The organism is Paenibacillus sp. QJM3NY_38 (assembly GCF_056173265.1).
The window spans coordinates 4622113-4639308 of the sequence record NZ_CM149665.1; the positions used below are offsets into that span (position 1 = coordinate 4622113).

General features: G+C 50.3%; 14 protein-coding genes. 1 reads left to right on the plus strand and 13 read right to left on the minus strand.

Annotated features, from left to right (window positions below; translation table 11 throughout):
* Nucleotides 1–15: 15 nt before the first annotated feature.
* Entirely contained in the window at nt 16–876 is an 861-nt protein-coding gene (locus AC0VZ8_RS21255) for a helix-turn-helix transcriptional regulator (RefSeq protein ID WP_071220137.1), read from the plus strand.
* Nucleotides 877–953: 77 nt separating this feature from the next.
* On the opposite strand, the gene AC0VZ8_RS21260 is transcribed toward AC0VZ8_RS21255, so the two are convergent.
* From AC0VZ8_RS21260 to pnp, 13 genes are all read right to left on the minus strand, one after another.
* Nucleotides 954–3608 (minus strand): FtsK/SpoIIIE family DNA translocase, encoded by a 2655-nt coding sequence (locus AC0VZ8_RS21260; RefSeq protein WP_475484322.1) that lies wholly within the window; start codon nt 3606–3608, stop codon nt 954–956.
* A 61-nt stretch (nt 3609–3669) separates the two neighbouring features.
* On the minus strand, nt 3670–3912 hold the full coding sequence (locus AC0VZ8_RS21265) for a YlzJ-like family protein (RefSeq protein WP_071220135.1): 243 nt from the start codon (nt 3910–3912) through the stop codon (nt 3670–3672).
* A complete protein-coding gene (locus AC0VZ8_RS21270) occupies nt 3909–4667 on the minus strand; it encodes a ClpP family protease (RefSeq protein ID WP_397376667.1) in 759 nt (252 codons plus the stop codon). Before AC0VZ8_RS21270 ends, AC0VZ8_RS21265 begins: the two co-directional genes overlap by 4 nt.
* A gap of 285 nt (nt 4668–4952) precedes the next feature.
* Nucleotides 4953–6632 carry a ribonuclease J gene (locus AC0VZ8_RS21275; protein WP_071220133.1) on the minus strand — a complete coding sequence of 560 codons (1680 nt, stop codon included), beginning with the start codon at nt 6630–6632 and terminating at the stop codon, nt 4953–4955.
* 222 nt (nt 6633–6854) lie between these two features.
* A complete protein-coding gene (dapA, locus tag AC0VZ8_RS21280; RefSeq protein ID WP_216531895.1) occupies nt 6855–7736 on the minus strand; it encodes a 4-hydroxy-tetrahydrodipicolinate synthase in 882 nt (293 codons plus the stop codon).
* A 106-nt stretch (nt 7737–7842) separates the two neighbouring features.
* Nucleotides 7843–9057 (minus strand): aspartate kinase, encoded by a 1215-nt coding sequence (dapG, locus tag AC0VZ8_RS21285; protein WP_475484323.1) that lies wholly within the window; start codon nt 9055–9057, stop codon nt 7843–7845.
* A gap of 70 nt (nt 9058–9127) precedes the next feature.
* Nucleotides 9128–10174, minus strand: a complete 1047-nt coding sequence (locus tag AC0VZ8_RS21290) for an aspartate-semialdehyde dehydrogenase (RefSeq protein WP_260065172.1) — start codon at nt 10172–10174, stop codon at nt 9128–9130.
* A gap of 84 nt (nt 10175–10258) precedes the next feature.
* On the minus strand, nt 10259–10849 hold the full coding sequence (locus AC0VZ8_RS21295) for a dipicolinate synthase subunit B (RefSeq protein ID WP_071220129.1): 591 nt from the start codon (nt 10847–10849) through the stop codon (nt 10259–10261).
* Nucleotides 10850–11746, minus strand: coding sequence for a dipicolinate synthase subunit DpsA (gene dpsA / locus AC0VZ8_RS21300; protein ID WP_071220128.1), 897 nt, complete (start codon nt 11744–11746; stop codon nt 10850–10852).
* A 240-nt stretch (nt 11747–11986) separates the two neighbouring features.
* Nucleotides 11987–12433, minus strand: coding sequence for a dUTP diphosphatase (gene dut / locus AC0VZ8_RS21305; RefSeq protein ID WP_475484324.1), 447 nt, complete (start codon nt 12431–12433; stop codon nt 11987–11989).
* On the minus strand, nt 12408–13676 hold the full coding sequence (locus tag AC0VZ8_RS21310) for a M16 family metallopeptidase (RefSeq protein WP_071220127.1): 1269 nt from the start codon (nt 13674–13676) through the stop codon (nt 12408–12410). Before AC0VZ8_RS21310 ends, dut begins: the two co-directional genes overlap by 26 nt.
* Before the next feature lie 91 nt (nt 13677–13767).
* The gene (locus tag AC0VZ8_RS21315; protein WP_475484325.1) at nt 13768–14763 is read right to left on the minus strand and encodes a polysaccharide deacetylase family protein; all 996 of its coding nucleotides are present in this window, start codon (nt 14761–14763) and stop codon (nt 13768–13770) included.
* A gap of 155 nt (nt 14764–14918) precedes the next feature.
* Nucleotides 14919–17024, minus strand: a complete 2106-nt coding sequence (pnp, locus tag AC0VZ8_RS21320; protein WP_071220125.1) for a polyribonucleotide nucleotidyltransferase — start codon at nt 17022–17024, stop codon at nt 14919–14921.
* Between the last annotated feature and the right edge of the window lie 172 nt (nt 17025–17196).

Genomic DNA, 17196 nt, shown 5'->3' on the forward strand with positions numbered 1-17196 from the left:
AAGCGGGGGCAGATTATGATATCCAGCGATACCCACACCGTAACCTACGGGGAAGAAGAAGGGGAATTTTACTACCATCGCATTCATCGCACCAAGCCCTTTGAACGAAATAACCATTATCACGGAACCTATGAAATCTACTATTTGGTTACAGGCGAGCGTCATTATTTTATAAAAGAAAAACTGTACACCATCCAGGCGGGAGACCTCATTCTCATCAATAAATTCGACGTTCATAAAACCTCGGGACAAGGCGATCCGGAGCATGAACGTATCGTCATTAATTTTAGCGATTCTTTTCTGGGAAAAGGCCATCCCTTGCTGGCATCCGGATTGCTGAACATGTTTAATCAGGATAGACCACTGCTGCGTTTAACCGTTCCAGAGCAAGCAATCATCATGCAAATTTTGAATAAGATGGCCGATGAAATCCGAGAAAGCGCCGCTTCGTACGAGTATATGCTGCAGGTGCTGCTTACGGAGTTACTCATTAAAACCTCCCGGTTAACCCATTCCGCCTCGCTGCCTGCTCACACGTCCATGAATCCGCTCCATCAGAAAATCACGGACGTCGTTAAGTATATTCACGTCCATTATGCAGACAAAATCACGCTGCAGCAATTAGCCGAAACCTTCTACATCAGCCCGTTCTACCTGTCCCGGATATTCAAAGAAATTACGGGCTTTACGATCATTAATTATTTGAACCTCACCCGTATTCGCGAAGCGCAGCGCCTTCTAACGGATACGGACCTGAAAATCGTGGACATCGCCGAATCCATCGGCTTTGAAAGCCTGACGCATTTTGACCGAACCTTTAAGAAAATTATGAAACTGACGGCAAGCAAATACCGCAAAATGAATAGCACCACGTGAACCAACAAAAAAGGAAGCGATCAACCCAGCAGTCTGGTTGTTCGCTTCCTTTGTTTGAAGTTGTGGGATCGGCTCCCTTAACTGATTCGATTCTGCTGTTGTTGATATTGCTCCATGGACATCAGCACTTCCCGCGGTTTGCTTCCCTCATAAGGTCCGATAACCCCACGTGCCTCCATCGAATCGATGAGACGCGCTGCACGGGTATAACCTACGCGCATTCTCCGCTGCAGCAGCGATACGGACGCTTGCTTAGCTTCCAATACGATAGTCACCGCCTGTTCATACAACTCATCCAATTCTTCTTCGTCCGCGCCGGCGGATTCCTCTATCTCAGGCACCAGCGACTCGTCATATTCCGCCTGTCCTTGGTCACGGACAAAATCCACAATATTCTCGACTTCATGATCACTCATGAAAGCACCCTGGACGCGGATCGGCTTGGAGGAGCCCATCGGCATAAACAGCATATCTCCGCGGCCAAGCAGCTTCTCCGCCCCCGCCATGTCCAGAATCGTCCGGGAATCAACCTGCGATGACACACCAAAGGCAATGCGCGACGGAATGTTCGCTTTAATGACCCCGGTAATAACGTCGACTGATGGACGCTGCGTCGCGATGATCAGGTGGATCCCCGCAGCACGGGCCATTTGGGCCAGTCGCGTGATCGCGTCTTCCACATCGTTGGCTGCAACCATCATCAAATCGGCCAGCTCGTCCACGATAACGACGATATACGGCAACACTGCCGGCAAATTATCCTTCATCAGATTGTTGTAGCCCTCAATATTTCGCGTCCCGGATTTGGAGAACAGCTCATACCGCTTCTCCATCTCTACCACGATTTTCTTAAGTGCCAAGGATGCCCGCTTCGGATCGGTTACCACCGGTGCCATCAAATGCGGAATCCCGTTGTAGACATTGAGCTCAACCATCTTCGGATCGACCATCAGGAATTTAACCTCATCCGGCTTCGCTTTATACAGAATGCTGGTAATAATGCCGTTGATACATACGGATTTACCCGAACCCGTTGCACCTGCAACAAGAAGATGGGGCATCCGTGCCAAGTTACCGACAATGGTCTGGCCCGAAATATCACGACCAAATGCAATCGAAAGCTTCGATTCCGCGTCCTGGAACGTCGGCGTCTCCATAACCTCTCTCATCGTAACTAGTGAAACTTCGTTGTTCGGCACTTCGATCCCGATGGCTGATTTGCCGGGAATCGGCGCTTCCATCCGAATATCCTTGGCCGCAAGCGCAAGTGCAATATCATCGGTCAGATTGACGATCCGACTGACTTTAACCCCGATGTCCGGCTGAATTTCATAGCGGGTTACCGATGGCCCCCGAACAACCTCCAGCACCTTGGCTCGAACCCCGAAGCTTTCCAGTGTGGCTTCCAGCTTGCGCGCTGTCTGCATATAATCGTTCTGGTCTCCACCCTTACCGCCGTTATTGGGTTTTGATAGCAGCCGGAATGGAGGCAGCTTGTACGGCTTGGGTGGGGGAGCCGGCGGTGCTGCCGGTGCTGTTCCCTCCTGCCCTCCGTTATCCGCAGCAGCAGGTGTAACTCCACTCAACTCGCCATTTGAAGCTTCAAGGCTGCCAACGAGGGGCTCAGGAATCGCGGCGGTATTCCCCGGAGATTCCTCTTGTGCCGAAGGTATCACCGCTTCGTGATCATCGTACTCGTCATCCAGGCGGCCTTCTTGTTTCACTTGCTCGAAGAAATCGCGAATAATCGGCGATGAAGGCACGGATTCCACTGCAGGAGAAATCACGTCCGCTTCTTCCTCCGGTTGGACCTGACTGTTGAAGAGGACGACCTCCTCTTTCTCCTTAGCACCATGTCCGTTACCAACCGTAAATACCGGAGACGCTTCATCCGCAGCATCCCGGGCCTCTTCTACTGCTTCGTCCCGTTTGCCCCCTTTGGAACCGAACAGCTGGAAGAATTGCGGCGCCTTGCGGCGCGGTAACCTCATGCCCTCCATATCATCCAGATCATCGTCCTCATCCAGATCCTCCGGCAGCTGCATACGTTGTTCCTTCGCGCTTGATTTTGCTGCCGCTCTTGATTTGGTCTGGTGGCTGTTCACTTTTTTCTGAATCCGTTCTCCGGCCTTTACAACCCTCACGCGGAACATCCGCATTAAATCAACATAGGACAGGTTGGTGATCAGCATGAAGCTGATAAACAGCATGACAATTACAATCAACTTGGCCCCTATGCTGCCAAACAGCATTAACAGAAAGGCAAACTGCAACGCTCCAATGTAACCGCCACTGATGTCTCTGCCCATGACGGGATGATGTCCATCATCTGCCCCGGCATGAAGAAGCTCGCCTTGCAAATCACTATGTATCTGGCTCAGCGCATTTGACGCATTCAATTGTCCAATCGGGGCCAGCTTCGACTCCAAACCTGCAATACTGCTCATTAAAGTTAGCGATAACACCAAGAGAAGGACACCGGTGCGTCTGCTGTTCCAGCGTTTGGGCCATTTCCGGTGAATCATCACCATTAACCCGTAATAAATGCCGATTAGGGGGATGATAAAATAATACTTGCCCAGCAGATATCCCGACATCTTGGACAGGGAACGCCCCACCGGTGCTTCTCCGGATAATGCAATGACCGAAAGTGTCATCAATACAATCCCATAAATTTCATACTTCAAAACGGCTGCAAAGGCTGCCTTCTTCTTTCTTTTCCGTTTTGCCAAAAGTGTCACCCCCGAATCCATATTATAGCATAATATTCGGTGGCGTACCTATGTTCTGTTTTCAGCCTTTAGCCTCATTTTCTACCGTCGGAATATAGCGAATCATTGCCCCCGGAGAATAGCGTGGATTCAAGTAATCTTGAAGCCCGCAGTCGAGTAAACGGACAATTTTCGCCTGGTCCTCTGACATCGGTTCAACTTCCATCAGTATTCCTTCAACCCGAATTTCCCTGGACGTAACGACTGCCTGCTCTCCTTGCAGCAGCCCGGCCGGATCCAAAGGGATGACGCTGTACCATATCATTGCGTTATCCCCCCAGGGCTTATCGTTTTACGTTCTGCAATCATACTGTTCAACCGGCTTAATGCCTGCCCGATTCCCCCCACTTCGTTCATGAGGCCATATTTGACGGCGTCTGTACCCGAAACCGCGGTACCGATATCCCTGTTCAATTCACCGGTTTTAAACATCAGATCCTTAAACTGTTCCTCTGTTATCCTCGAATGGCTCGTCACAAAACGAACGACACGCTCCTGCATTTTCTCCATGTATTCAAAGGTTTGCGGCACGCCAATGACTAACCCGCTCATGCGTATCGGGTGAATGGTCATCGTCGCGCTCTCCGCGATGATCGAGTGGTCTGCTGCTACAGCGATCGGGACGCCGATACTATGCCCGCCTCCAATGACTACCGTTACGGTCGGTTTGCTGAGCGATGCAATCATCTCGGCAATGGCAAGTCCGGCTTCCACGTCACCGCCAACGGTATTGAGAATGATCAAGAGTCCTTCGATCCGCGGGTTTTGTTCAGCTGCCACGAGCTGTGGAATCATATGCTCGTATTTGGTCGTTTTATTTTGCGGAGGCAGCACGATATGGCCCTCGATTTGTCCAATTATCGTCATGCAAAATACGTTCGATTCCCCACCGGTCGGAAGCCCCGTCTGTCCCAGCTGCTGTATGGTTTCCGTCACGGCCGCTTTCTTGGCTTCCTCGGTGGGGATGACCTGAGGAGCCTCCGTCTCACCAGTCCATTCTCCTTTTCTGCTGCCGGTCATCCATTGATCGTTGTCCACTGCGCATCCCTGCCTTTATCTTAATGTCTAGCTGCTGCAACCAACACATAGCTAAACCTTAGTATGGCAAATGACGGGACTATTTTATGCTTATCTGATGCTTCAGCATGAGGTCGACATTGCATAAACCACAAAAAAACTTCTGCCGAAATGACTCGGAGAAGTTTTAGGATTAACCTATAAATAGCCCCTCTTTCGCGGGAACCGTCCAATTATTACCTGCGAAAAAGGGGCGACTGTGTGCCTGATTAATGTTGTTATCTTGTATCAGACTTCCATAATGATCGGCAAGATCATCGGTCTGCGACGTGTTTGTTCATACAAGAAGCGTCCCAAAGCGTCTTTTACGCTGGTCTTCAGTGACGCCCATTCATTCACGTTTTCACTCATCAGCTTCTGAAGCGTGCTGGAAACGATACGATTGGCTTCATCCAGAAGCCCTTCGGATTCCCGTACGTATACGAATCCACGCGAAATAATATCAGGACCGGATACGATGGAACCGTTTTGCTTGCTCAAGGTAACGACAACGACCAGAATTCCGTCCTGGGACAGAAGCTTGCGATCGCGCAGTACGATGTTTCCTACGTCACCAACGCCAAGTCCGTCAATCAGAACATTGCCAGCGGTAACTTTGCCGGCTTTGCGGGCCGAGCCGCCTTGAATTTCCACAATTTCACCGATATCGGTAATAAAGATGTTATCGGGATCAACACCAACGGACTCTGCTAACAGAGCGTGTCGGCGCTGCATCCGGTATTCGCCATGGACAGGGATGAAAAATTGCGGTTTCATCAGATTCAGCATCAGCTTAAGTTCTTCCTGGCTGCCGTGACCCGATACGTGGACGCCCGAATTGGATCCACTATAAATCACGTCTGCTCCAAGACGGAACAACTCATCAATCGTACGGCCGACATATTTTTCATTACCTGGAACCGGTGTCGCTGCAATGATAACCGTATCCCCCGGCAGAATATCCACCTTGCGGTGAGTGGAACGCGCCATGCGTGTGAGCGCTGACATCGGCTCTCCTTGACTGCCTGTACACAATACGACAACGCGATCGGCCGCCATTTTGTTAACCTCTTCAGGTTCGATCAGCATGCCGTCCGGAATGTACAAGTATCCAAGCTCAGCGGCAATGGACACCACGTTGACCATGCTTCTTCCGATAACCGTAATTTTACGGCCCGTGGATTCAGCTGCGTTGACAACCTGTTGGATGCGGTGCACATTGGATGCAAACGTTGCAACAACCACCCGCTGCTCGGCCTTGCGGAAAATATCTTCCAGCACGATGCCCACGTTCTTCTCGGAAGGTGTGAAGCCTGGTCTTTCTGCGTTCGTGCTGTCTGACAGAAGAGCCAATACTCCCTTGCTCCCGATCTCAGCCATACGCTGCAGATCCGCATATTGGTCATTTACCGGAGTATGGTCGAACTTAAAGTCTCCTGTATGCACTACATTGCCTTCCGGTGTTTCGATACAGATTCCGACGGAATCCGGAATACTGTGATTAGTCTTGAAGAAGGTCGCTTTCAATGTGTTTCCGAGTTGTACTTCCGAATCCGCATGGATCAGAATCCGTTTCGTCTCACCAAGCAAGTTCGCTTCTCTGAGCTTGTTTTCCACGAGTCCGAGCGTCAATTTCGTTCCGTATACAGGAACATTCAAGTGTTTCAATACGTAAGGGAGGCCGCCGATATGGTCCTCGTGACCGTGAGTCAGCAAAATCCCTCTCACTTTGTCTCGATTCTCCGTTAAATAGCTAATATCAGGAATAACAATATCAATCCCAAGCATATCTTCTTCTGGGAACTTCAATCCCGCATCCACGACAACGATGTCATTGGCATATTGAATGACATACATGTTCTTCCCGATCTCACCGACGCCGCCCAAGGCAAAAATCGATAGTTTATCGTTGCTTATTTTCTTAGACAAATGTATCTAACCCTCCTATAGTTTTGGACGTCGTACCATTGTTATATTAAATTTCAAAAAAATACCGCACCCAGTCACTTGAATTCATTATACATGATGAAAAAGTGAAAACACAAGTCAACCACCTTCGTGAGCCATAGGATACCCAGAAACAGAAGGGTTTAAAACGAAGAAAGCCACTGCCTTCATCGAAGGCAGTGGCTGAGTATGTGGGTGCGCAGGTTACAAGGATGACAGCATCTTACGGATAAATGCAGCCTCATTCTCGCTAGGAGAAACGAGCGGCAGGCGAACGCCGCCGACCTGATAGCCCCGCTCATTCAGAGCGAATTTAACCGCCGCCGGATTCGGTAGCGGGTCAGGACACTCAAACAGGCCCTTGAACAGCGGAAACAAGGATTGATGCAGCTTGGCAGCTTCCTTAACGTTTCCTTCCACATAAGCTTGGATCATATCCTTCATACGGGCACCGGCGATATGGCTGGCCACGCTTACGATCCCGTAAGCACCAACGGCCAGAGCAGGCAGTGCTGCGGAATCGTCGCCGGAATATACGATGAACCCGTCCGGAGCCCCTGCGGCAATGCCCGTGACCTGGTCAATCGAAGCACATTCCTTGGTCGCAACGATGTTCGGTATTTCAGCCAGACGCAAGGTAGTGGCCGTGCTTAGGCTGATGCCCGTCCGCCCCGGTACGTTATACAGCATGACAGGCAAGGAAGTTGCCTCAGCGATCGCCTTAAAGTGCTGGTAGAGCCCTTCCTGGTTCGGCTTATTATAATACGGAGCGACAAGCAAAATACCGTCGACGCCGCAGCTTTCCGCTTTTTTCGTCAATTCTGCAGAATGTGCCGTATCGTTGCTGCCGGTACCTGCGATGATCTTGCTCCGTCCATCCGCCTGCTTCACTGCGAACTTAAACAATTCTAGCTTTTCGTCTTCGCGAAGCGTTGGCGATTCGCCCGTTGTCCCTGCAATAACAAGGGAGTCCGACTTCTGTTCCACAATCAGGTGCTCAATCAATCTCGCAGTCTCGTCCCAATTGATCTCGCCGTTCTGATCAAATGGGGTTACCATAGCCGTAATCAATCTTCCGAAATCCACAATGATTCCTCCTTAAAGCTGTCCCAAGCGGGCAAGCTTTCTTCGTAAGTAATCTTATATATAGTATTTCCTATCAAACGTTTAACGAACAGATCATCTCGGGTCCTTATCGGTGAAGTTCGAATTTGTGATGCAAAGCGCGCAGCGCTTGAGCCATATCTTCCTTCTTCACAAGCACCCAGATCGTTGTGTTCGAATCTGCCGATTGCAGAATCGGAATATCGTGCTCGCTCAAGGATTCCACGATTTTGGCCATGATGCCCGGAACTCCGTTGATGCCGCCGCCAATGACGGATACCTTCGCACAGCCGGACAAGCTTTTTGGTTTCAAATCAAGGCTTTGCAGCACTTCAATCGCCTTCTCCGAATCGCTGTCAAATACCGTATAAAGGACTCCTGTAGGGGTAACATTAATAAAGTCCACGCTGATGGAATGTTCCGCCATCGATTTGAAAACCTTCAGTTGAAGACCTTCCATGCGATCGCACTCCACTGAGATTTGCGTAATATTGCTTACATAAGCAACTCCCGTCACAAAGCGGTCCACGATTCCGGATTGTATATCTCTGAAACCTTCCGGCTGGGTAACCAGTGTTCCCTCATTATCCGAGAAGGTTGACCGCACTCTGACCGGAATTTGGGATTGCATGGCAATCTCAACTGCTCTAGGGTGAATCACCTTGGCACCTTGATGAGCCATATTGCAAATCTCCGTGTAACTTACATAGCTGAGCGGCTTCGCATCTTCCACGATGCGGGGATCCGCCGTAAGAATACCGTTAACGTCCGTGTAGATATCAACCATTTCGGCGCGAAGAGCGGCTCCAAGCGCGGTTGCCGACGTATCGCTTCCGCCCCTCCCCAGCGTCGTAAAGTCACCCGAATCGGTCTGTCCTTGGAAACCGGTCACGATAACGACCTGATGAGACTCCAGCTCTTTCAAAACCCGTTCAGGTTTTACGTCCTTAATGCGTGCATTTCCGAAGTGATCGTCTGTAAGAAATCCGGCTTGGGCACCCGTCAGCACCGTCGCGGTTATCCCTTTATGCTGAAGCAGACTGCACAGCGTTGTAGCTGAGATAATCTCACCACAGCAGAGCAGCAAATCCCGCTCTCTGTCTGGAAGCGCGTTTCCATTATGATTGATCCATTCCAGAAGAGTATCTGTTGCGTAAGGCTCCCCACGGCGTCCCATAGCCGATACGACTACGACCAATTGGTAGTGATTAGCCAGTTCGCGCTGGATGTGCCCAATAACATGGGTTCTTGCTTGCGGTGTGGATAATGAGGTGCCGCCGAATTTTTGAACTAAGATGCGCATAAAATATTCCTCCGTTTGTATATGCCCAGGAGACGTAAATTTCGGGCCGACCGACTGAAACGGCCGGCTACTAAGCCTGGCCGTTCCGTTTGTTGACGATGATCTCTGCGATTTGCACGGCATTCCATGCTGCACCCTTCAGAAGATTATCTGAAACGATCCACATGTTAAGTCCACGCTTATGTCCCAGATCGCGGCGAAGCCTTCCTACGAATACATCCGGTTTTCCCACGGCTTCCGTAGCAAGCGGATACGATTGTGCAGCTGGATCGTCAACCAGCGTAACACCGGGTGCATTCGACAGAAGTCGATGAACTTCTTCCAGATCATAGTCATTCTTGAATTCAACGTACACGGATTCCGAATGCCCGCTAACGACTGGAATACGAACACAGGTAGCCGTCACTTCGATGGATTCGTCGCCCATAATTTTTTTGGTCTCGCGGACCATCTTCATTTCTTCCAAGGTATAACCATTCTCTGTAAATTTATCGATCTGCGGAATCGCGTTAAAGGCGATTTGATGTTTTACAGGCAGCGATCCAACAGGTAAAATATCAGGCTGCACCTTTTGGCCGTCAAGAATCTCTTTGCTCTGGCGCAGCATTTCATCAATGGCTTGATGTCCGGCGCCAGAAACGGCTTGATAGGTTGAAACGATAATGCGGGATATGCCGTATGCGTCATGAAGCGGCTTCAGCGCTGCTACCATCTGAATCGTTGAGCAATTCGGATTCGCAATAATACCGTTATGTTCGTCAATCTTCTCAGGGTTAACCTCAGGCACGACCAGCACTTTATCCGGATCCATGCGGAATGCGTTGGTGTTATCGATGCATACCGCTCCATGGCGTACCGCATGTGGCGCAAGTGCCTTGCTCACATCGCCGCCCGCACTGAACAGCGCGATATCGATTCCTGCAAAACTGTCGGGGGTTGCTTCTTCCACAAGGATCGCTTGGCCTTTGAAGTTCAATGCTTTACCGGCAGATCTTGCAGAGGACAACAGCTTTAACTCAGCAATCGGAAAATGACGCGACTCCAACAGCTTGAGAATCTGTTGCCCGACTGCGCCAGTTGCTCCAACAACGGCCACATTATAAAGATGCTCGGTCATCTGTCTAAACTCCCCTTCATGAATGAAACCGCGGCTGCCACACTTTTCTATGATGCCCTTGTTGTTCAAAAGGCTAAATCGCGGTTAATGCGAATATTCTACGATCATCGGCTGCAGCTGTTTCCCTTCCAGAGCCGCATAACACGCTTCCGGAATCAAATCCATTTTGGCGACAAGCGAATTAGGCTTCTGCTGCGGATTATCCTGTCCGTAAGGAACAAAATAAATGTTTTTCGTAACAAGCAGCTTAGCGATATTCGCCGCATTCAGCCCAAGGCCATCATTCGTAGAAATCGCCAGAACCAGCGGTCTGCAATTTCTCATCTGCGCCTTGGCTGCCATTAGTACAGGGCTGTCAGTCATCGCATTGGCCAGCTTGCTGGTCGTGTTTCCCGTGCATGGGGCGATAACCAGAACGTCAAGAAGCTTGGATGGACCTAGCGGTTCCGCCTCCACAATTGTAGAAATAATATCATTCCCGGTTATATCTTTCAACTGTTTCTGCCAATTCTCCGATGTGCCGAATCGGGTATCGGTTGTCATGATGGTGCTGGATACAATCGGCACCACATTTGCTCCACCATCTTTAAACCGCTGGATCTGCGGCATCACTTCTTCAAGCGTGCAATGCGATCCTGTCAGGGCATAACCCACTGTTATTCCATTCCAATTCATCTACGCATCCCCCCGAATCTTGATTTCTTCAGAAATCAGCTCCACCAGCGTGTTGGCCATAATGATGCCGGCTGTTTTTGGAGCCACGATTCCGGGTAGTCCGGGTGCGAGCATGGCTTTGATACCCCGTTTTTCAGCATAGCGAAAATCGCATCCGCCAGGTGCGGAGGCAAGGTCGATGATGACTGCCTCCCGAGGCATTTTCGAGATGATTTGTGCTGTGACTATCATAGTTGGAATCGTGTTAAAAAGCAAGTCAATATCCGACACATAAGAACCCAGATCCCTTACCAGGAAGGGCTTCCAGCCCATTTCCTCCGCTCTGGCATAGTGCTCCGATTTGCGTACGCCCATCCGGATTTTGGCACCAAGCCCTTGCAGGCTGCGAGCCATGGTGAACCCTGTCCGTCCCATGCCAAGCACCATGCTGGTTGATCCATGAATCGTAAAATCCGTGTTTTGGATCGCCATCATCAGCGCACCTTCCGCTGTCGGAATGGAATTATAGATGGCTACATCGTCCCTCTCCAAAATCTCTACCAGCTTGATCTTATATTTGTCACATAGCGAGCGCAAATAGGGTTTCGCCATGCCTGTATAGATCACTCCATGTCCGGGCATCGCTGCGATATGTTCCTCCTGCAATCGCAATGGCCCTTCTGAGAACAGCGCGCTGACACGTCCCTCGTCATCACATCCCACGACAGGCAGGATCAGAGCATCGGCATTCGATAACAGCTCTGGCGTGAGCGGCTCGCGAGTCACTCCCTGAAAAGAATCCTGCAATTTCTCAAACCCGGCGATCATGACGGAGGCATCCATCTCAGCGCATTTTCGTATGACCTCAATTTGCCTTGCGTCTCCTCCAACAAAGACGGTCCGGACTCCAGTCAGCATGGAAGGCCTCGCTCCTTTCTTCTAACCAACGTATAAACCATCTTATGCCGCCGCCTATAGGGTGGTGAGCGTATTTCAATTAAACTACCGCCTTAACGCAATAAATACCGCTATTATGGGCGAAGCCGGATCCGAATCCATTTTGCGTGAACGCTGACGCAAAAAACACCGCCCGGCTAGGCCGGAGCGGTGTGCTTTAGTAAAACGATGATGGATACCGATAACGGATCATGAATGGGTTTACTTGCCGGTATGACCGAATCCGCCTGCACCCCGTACGGTGTCGGACAACTCGTCAACTTCCATGAATTCTACTGCCGGAACGGTCTTGAACACCATCTGGGCAATGCGTTCATTGCGCTCAATCGTAAATGGCTCTTGTCCCAAATTCACCAGCAGCACCTTCACTTCTCCGCGATAATCGGCATCAATCGTACCTGGAGAATTCAGGCAGGTAATGCCATGCTTGTAAGCCAGTCCGCTGCGCGGGCGGATTTGAGCTTCAAGTTCGGCCGGCATGGCAATCGCAAAACCAGTCGGGATTAATTGGCGCTCGCCTGGATTCAGAACCACCGGCTCCGCAACTGCTGCGTGCAGGTCAAAGCCTGCCGCCAGCTCGGACATTTTCACGGGAAGTTTGACATCTTCATTACCTGGCAATCTATTGATTTGAACGTAGTGCAACAAATTCATTCCTCCTAAGTACATTCAGTGCTTTATCTGAAGTTCCAACCATCGCTAGTGCATATGGAGTCCCAAACATACGGTCAAGAACCGCGTCGACATCCTTCATATCCACCTGTTCAATCCGCTTAATGATTTCATCCAGACTGAAATGGCGGCCCAGCATCAATTCGTTCTTACCCAAGCGATTCATGCGGCTGCTCGTGCTCTCCAAGCTTAGAATGAGACTGCCCTTTAGTTGTTCCTTCCCTTTGCGCAGCTCTTCCTCCGTCATCCCGTTCTGTGCCAGATCATGCAGCATTTCCGTCGTCAGCTGAAGGACTTCCTTCGTCTGCTTGGGCGCTGTACCTGCATAAATGGTGAACATCCCGTTATCTGCGTGAGAACTATGATATGAATATACCGAGTATGCCAGTCCGCGCTTCTCCCGGATTTCCTGAAACAAGCGTGAACTCATGCCGCCGCCAATGGCGTTATTTAACAGGACCATTGCATACTGAAGCTCGTCTCCGATAGAGCAGCCGGGAAACGACATGCAGATATGATTCTGCTCTGTTTTCTTCTTGCGGAACTGAACGCCGTCCAAAAAGGCGGGCACGGCCAGCGGCTCGGAGCTGCCGTGATTGGCAAAGCCGCCAAAATGACGCTCCAATAATTCAATCACATCATCATTGATGTTGCCTGCCAGGGCGATTACCGTATTCTCAATGGTATAGTGTTTATCCATGTAAGCTCTAAGCGCTTGTGAATCCATTGATTCAAGCCGTTCCTTCGTACCCAGAATCGGATAAGCCAGCGGGTGATCGCCGTACGCCGATAACGACATCAGGTCATGCACCAGATCATCCGGCGTATCCTCATACATCGCGATCTCTTCCAGAATGACGTTCTTCTCCTTGGCTAACTCGCCCGCATCCAGCTTCGAGTTGAAAAACATGTCGGACAGCACGTCAACCGCAATCGGAAAATGCTCATCCAGCACCTTGGCGTAATAACACGTATATTCCTTAGACGTAAAAGCATTGACGTTGCCGCCGATGGCATCAAATTCCTCCGCAATGGCACGGGCGTCAAAACGCTCCGTCCCTTTGAACATCATGTGCTCTATAAAATGCGTAATCCCGTTGATGTCCTCCGATTCATTGCGGGATCCGGTCTTCACCCAAATACCGAATGAAACCGAACGACTTGTCGGGATTTGCTCCATAACCACTCTTAGGCCGTTAGACAATTGTATTTTTTTCACGAGGGCCCCCCTAACTGTTCCATCCAGGCTTACATAAGCTGATTACCAGCCTCATGCCATCCATTCATTCTATCAAACTTTACCATGCGGCTCAACTTCCTTTCGGCATGATTCGCTCAGGAGAAAGCGTCTGGCTAACGGTTCCTATTTCCAGCCCTTTGGCACGTATTCCGTCAATCATTCCCTTTAACGCCTGGGACGAGGAATCGGTGGGATGCATCAAAATCAGGAAACCCGGCTCCACCTTCGAGGAGATCTTCTGAACGACTGCATCCGGTGCAGGATGCTTCCAATCAACCGTATCGAGCGTCCATAGGACCGTCTTCAATCCCCTTGCTTTAGCGATGGATACGGTCTGCTGATTAAAATCGCCGGAAGGCGGAGCAAACCATTTGTTCTCTACACCCAAACTTTCTTTGAGCAGGTCCTGCGTCTTCGCAATTTCCAGCTCCGCCCGATCCCTGCTGAGACGGCTCATGTTCGGATGCGTATAGGCATGATTCTCCACCTCATGACCTCGTTTCAGAATTTCGCCGGCAAGCTCAGGGTTCTTCTTCAACCAGCTCCCATCCAGGAAAAAGGTCGTCTTCACCTTCTCCGCATCCAGCGTGTCCAGCATCGGCACCAGAAATTCATTCCCCCAGGCCACGTTAATCATCAGAGATACCATTGGCTTGTTGGGGTTGCCCCGATAGATTGGTTGATCTCCAAGATCATTCAGCGTTACTTTGGCCGGTATTTGCCGGTACACGTACGGGATGGCTTCTCCGGCTTTTCGTTTTTTTGACGATGCAGCTTGGTATGTAGCCTCTATATCGATTTCGAGTCCATTATAACCGGGTATCGCTTTCCACACGGAGTCCACCCTGGCATCCACCGGCTCAATTCGTGACTTCGCCGCAGCGGCTTCGATTTGACTCAATAATTCCAGGTCTACCGCCCTCTCTGAACCGCTTGCGAGCTGCGCCTCCGGTTTATTATTCTGCAGTCCCGAAACATATCCCCAGGCCCCGCTGAACACAGCAACAGCCGACACCATTGCGGCACCGGTCAGCAGCACGACCATCTTTTTTCCATTCATGGGCATATCCACCCTCCCCTTGAGAAGCTTTGTCCCATTTTATGTAGGTTCAGGAGGAAATATGTGCCGCAAAGTGATGCCCGAATGATTAAAAAAAAGAGCCAGAATAATAGGTTCTGCCTCTTTTCCTTCTATCTATATGCTGTTAAACCAAGCGCGGATTACGATCCGCTCTTGTTGGTTTCCGCAGTCAAAACCGCTTTGCGAGACAGGTTAATCCGTCCCTGCTGGTCGATTTCGGTAACCTTCACGGTAATGACGTCACCGATTGCAACCACGTCCTCTACCTTCGCTACGCGCTCGGTCGAGAGCTGGGAGATATGAACAAGCCCGTCTTTGTTAGGCAGGATTTCAACGAATGCACCGAATTTCTCAATCCGTTTAACAGTACCTGTATAGATTTCGCCAACAGCTACCTCACGCACAATGCCTTCGATAATCGAAAGAGCCTTTTTGTTCATCTCATCGTTGGAGGATGCAATAAACACGCGGCCGTCTTGCTCGATATCGATTTTCACGCCGGTTTCTTCGATGATTTTGTTGATGATCTTGCCGCCGGCACCGATTACATCGCGAATTTTGTCCGGATTGATCTGCATCGTAATAATCTTAGGCGCATATTGGGATAACGTTTCTCTTGGCTTTTGAATGGCTTCTGCCATTTTTCCAAGGATATGCATCCGTCCTTCTTTGGCCTGCTGCAGTGCTTCCTGCAAAATCGCGCGGTCAATACCGTCAATTTTGATATCCATCTGAATGGCGGTAACCCCGTCAGGTGTCCCCGCAACCTTGAAGTCCATGTCGCCGAGATGGTCTTCCATCCCTTGAATATCGGTCAAGATGGAAACATGATCTCCGTCTTTAATCAAGCCCATCGCCACGCCGGCTACAGGTGCTTTGATCGGTACCCCTGCATCCATCATAGCAAGCGTGCTTGCACAAATACTCGCTTGAGAGGTCGAACCATTCGATTCGATAACTTCAGACACGAGGCGAATCGTGTACGGGAATTCCACTTCATTCGGAATGACCTTCGACAATGCACGTTCACCAAGTGCGCCGTGACCAATTTCACGACGGCCTGGAGCGCGGAGCGGACGAGCTTCCCCTACGCTGAACGGCGGGAAGTTGTAATGGTGCATGAAACGCTTGGTCTCTTCCAGATCGATTCCATCGAGAATCTGTACATCACCTAGAGCACCTAATGTACATACGCTAAGAGCCTGGGTTTGTCCACGTGTAAATAGACCGGAACCATGCGTTCTAGGCAGCAGGCTGGTATCGCAATCGATAGGACGGATCTCGGACAGACCACGACCGTCCGGACGAACCTTGTCATGCGTGATCAAACGTCGAACTTCTTCCTTCACGATATCGTGAAGCACCTCTTTAACATCCTTCAACAACTCAGGCGTCTCGATATACTTCTCTTCAAATACGGTGTACGCTTCATCATTGATAGCGTCAATCGCATCCTGGCGAGCATGTTTCTCCTCAATGCGAACGGCTTCAACAAGACGAGCTTCGGCGAAATCGCGCACTTCACGATTCACCGTTTCATTGACCGCATGAAGTTTAACCGCCATTTTCTCTTTACCGCAAGCGGCTACGAGTTCATCGATCTTGGCTACGATTTTCTTGATTTCCTCATGCCCGAACATGATCGCTTCCAGCATGACTTCCTCAGGAACCTCGTTCGCTTCGGCTTCAACCATCATGATCGCATCTTTGGTGCCAGCGACGACCAGATAGATATCACTCGCTTCCTGCTCGGCAATATTCGGGTTCACCACGAATTTGCCGTCAACGCGACCAACCGCTACGCCGCCGATCGGGCCGTTAAAAGGCACATCCGAGATGCTCAAGGCAGCGGAAGTACCGATCATTGCCGCGATTTCCGGCTCGCAATCCTGATCTACGCTCATCACGAGATTCAGAACCTGCACATCATTACGGAAGCCTTCAGGGAACAACGGACGAATCGGACGGTCTGTCAGACGGCTGGCAAGAATTGCTTTCTCGCTTGGTCTGCCTTCGCGTTTGATGAATCCACCCGGAATTTTACCGACTGCGTACAAACGCTCCTCATAGTTGACCGTCAATGGAAAGAAATCCAAATCCTTCGGTTCACTGGAAGCTGTCACTGTACACAGGACTGCCGTTTCGCCGTAACGAACCATCACAGCCGCATTTGCCTGCTTCGCAAGGCGCCCTGTTTCGAACACGAGGGGTCTTCCGCCAAGCTGCATTTCAACACGTGTTTCCATGTAATCCCTCCTCATGGGGATAAATTTTTTTTTTGAAATCTCCTTCTACCATCAGCATGTCTTTTGCAAAACACTGTCCACATTTCCTAACCAGAGCCATCCAAACGGTCGAAATCGCAAACCTATGTACAGGAACAACCCGAACCGTATAGAACATTCTCCGTATAGATTG

Bases quoted from the DNA above. Each gene is read 5' to 3' on its own strand.
- dpsA (WP_071220128.1), bottom strand. From the start codon at position 11,746: ATGCTGACTGGAGTCCGGACCGTCTTTGTTGGAGGAGACGCAAGGCAA.
- dapG (WP_475484323.1), bottom strand. From the start codon at position 9,057: ATGCGCATCTTAGTTCAAAAATTCGGCGGCACCTCATTATCCACACCG.
- AC0VZ8_RS21270 (WP_397376667.1), bottom strand. From the start codon at position 4,667: ATGACCGGCAGCAGAAAAGGAGAATGGACTGGTGAGACGGAGGCTCCT.
- AC0VZ8_RS21295 (WP_071220129.1), bottom strand. From the start codon at position 10,849: ATGAATTGGAATGGAATAACAGTGGGTTATGCCCTGACAGGATCGCAT.
- AC0VZ8_RS21315 (WP_475484325.1), bottom strand. From the start codon at position 14,763: ATGCCCATGAATGGAAAAAAGATGGTCGTGCTGCTGACCGGTGCCGCA.
- AC0VZ8_RS21265 (WP_071220135.1), bottom strand. From the start codon at position 3,912: ATGATATGGTACAGCGTCATCCCTTTGGATCCGGCCGGGCTGCTGCAA.
- pnp (WP_071220125.1), bottom strand. From the start codon at position 17,024: ATGGAAACACGTGTTGAAATGCAGCTTGGCGGAAGACCCCTCGTGTTC.
- AC0VZ8_RS21290 (WP_260065172.1), bottom strand. From the start codon at position 10,174: ATGACCGAGCATCTTTATAATGTGGCCGTTGTTGGAGCAACTGGCGCA.
- AC0VZ8_RS21255 (WP_071220137.1), top strand. From the start codon at position 16: ATGATATCCAGCGATACCCACACCGTAACCTACGGGGAAGAAGAAGGG.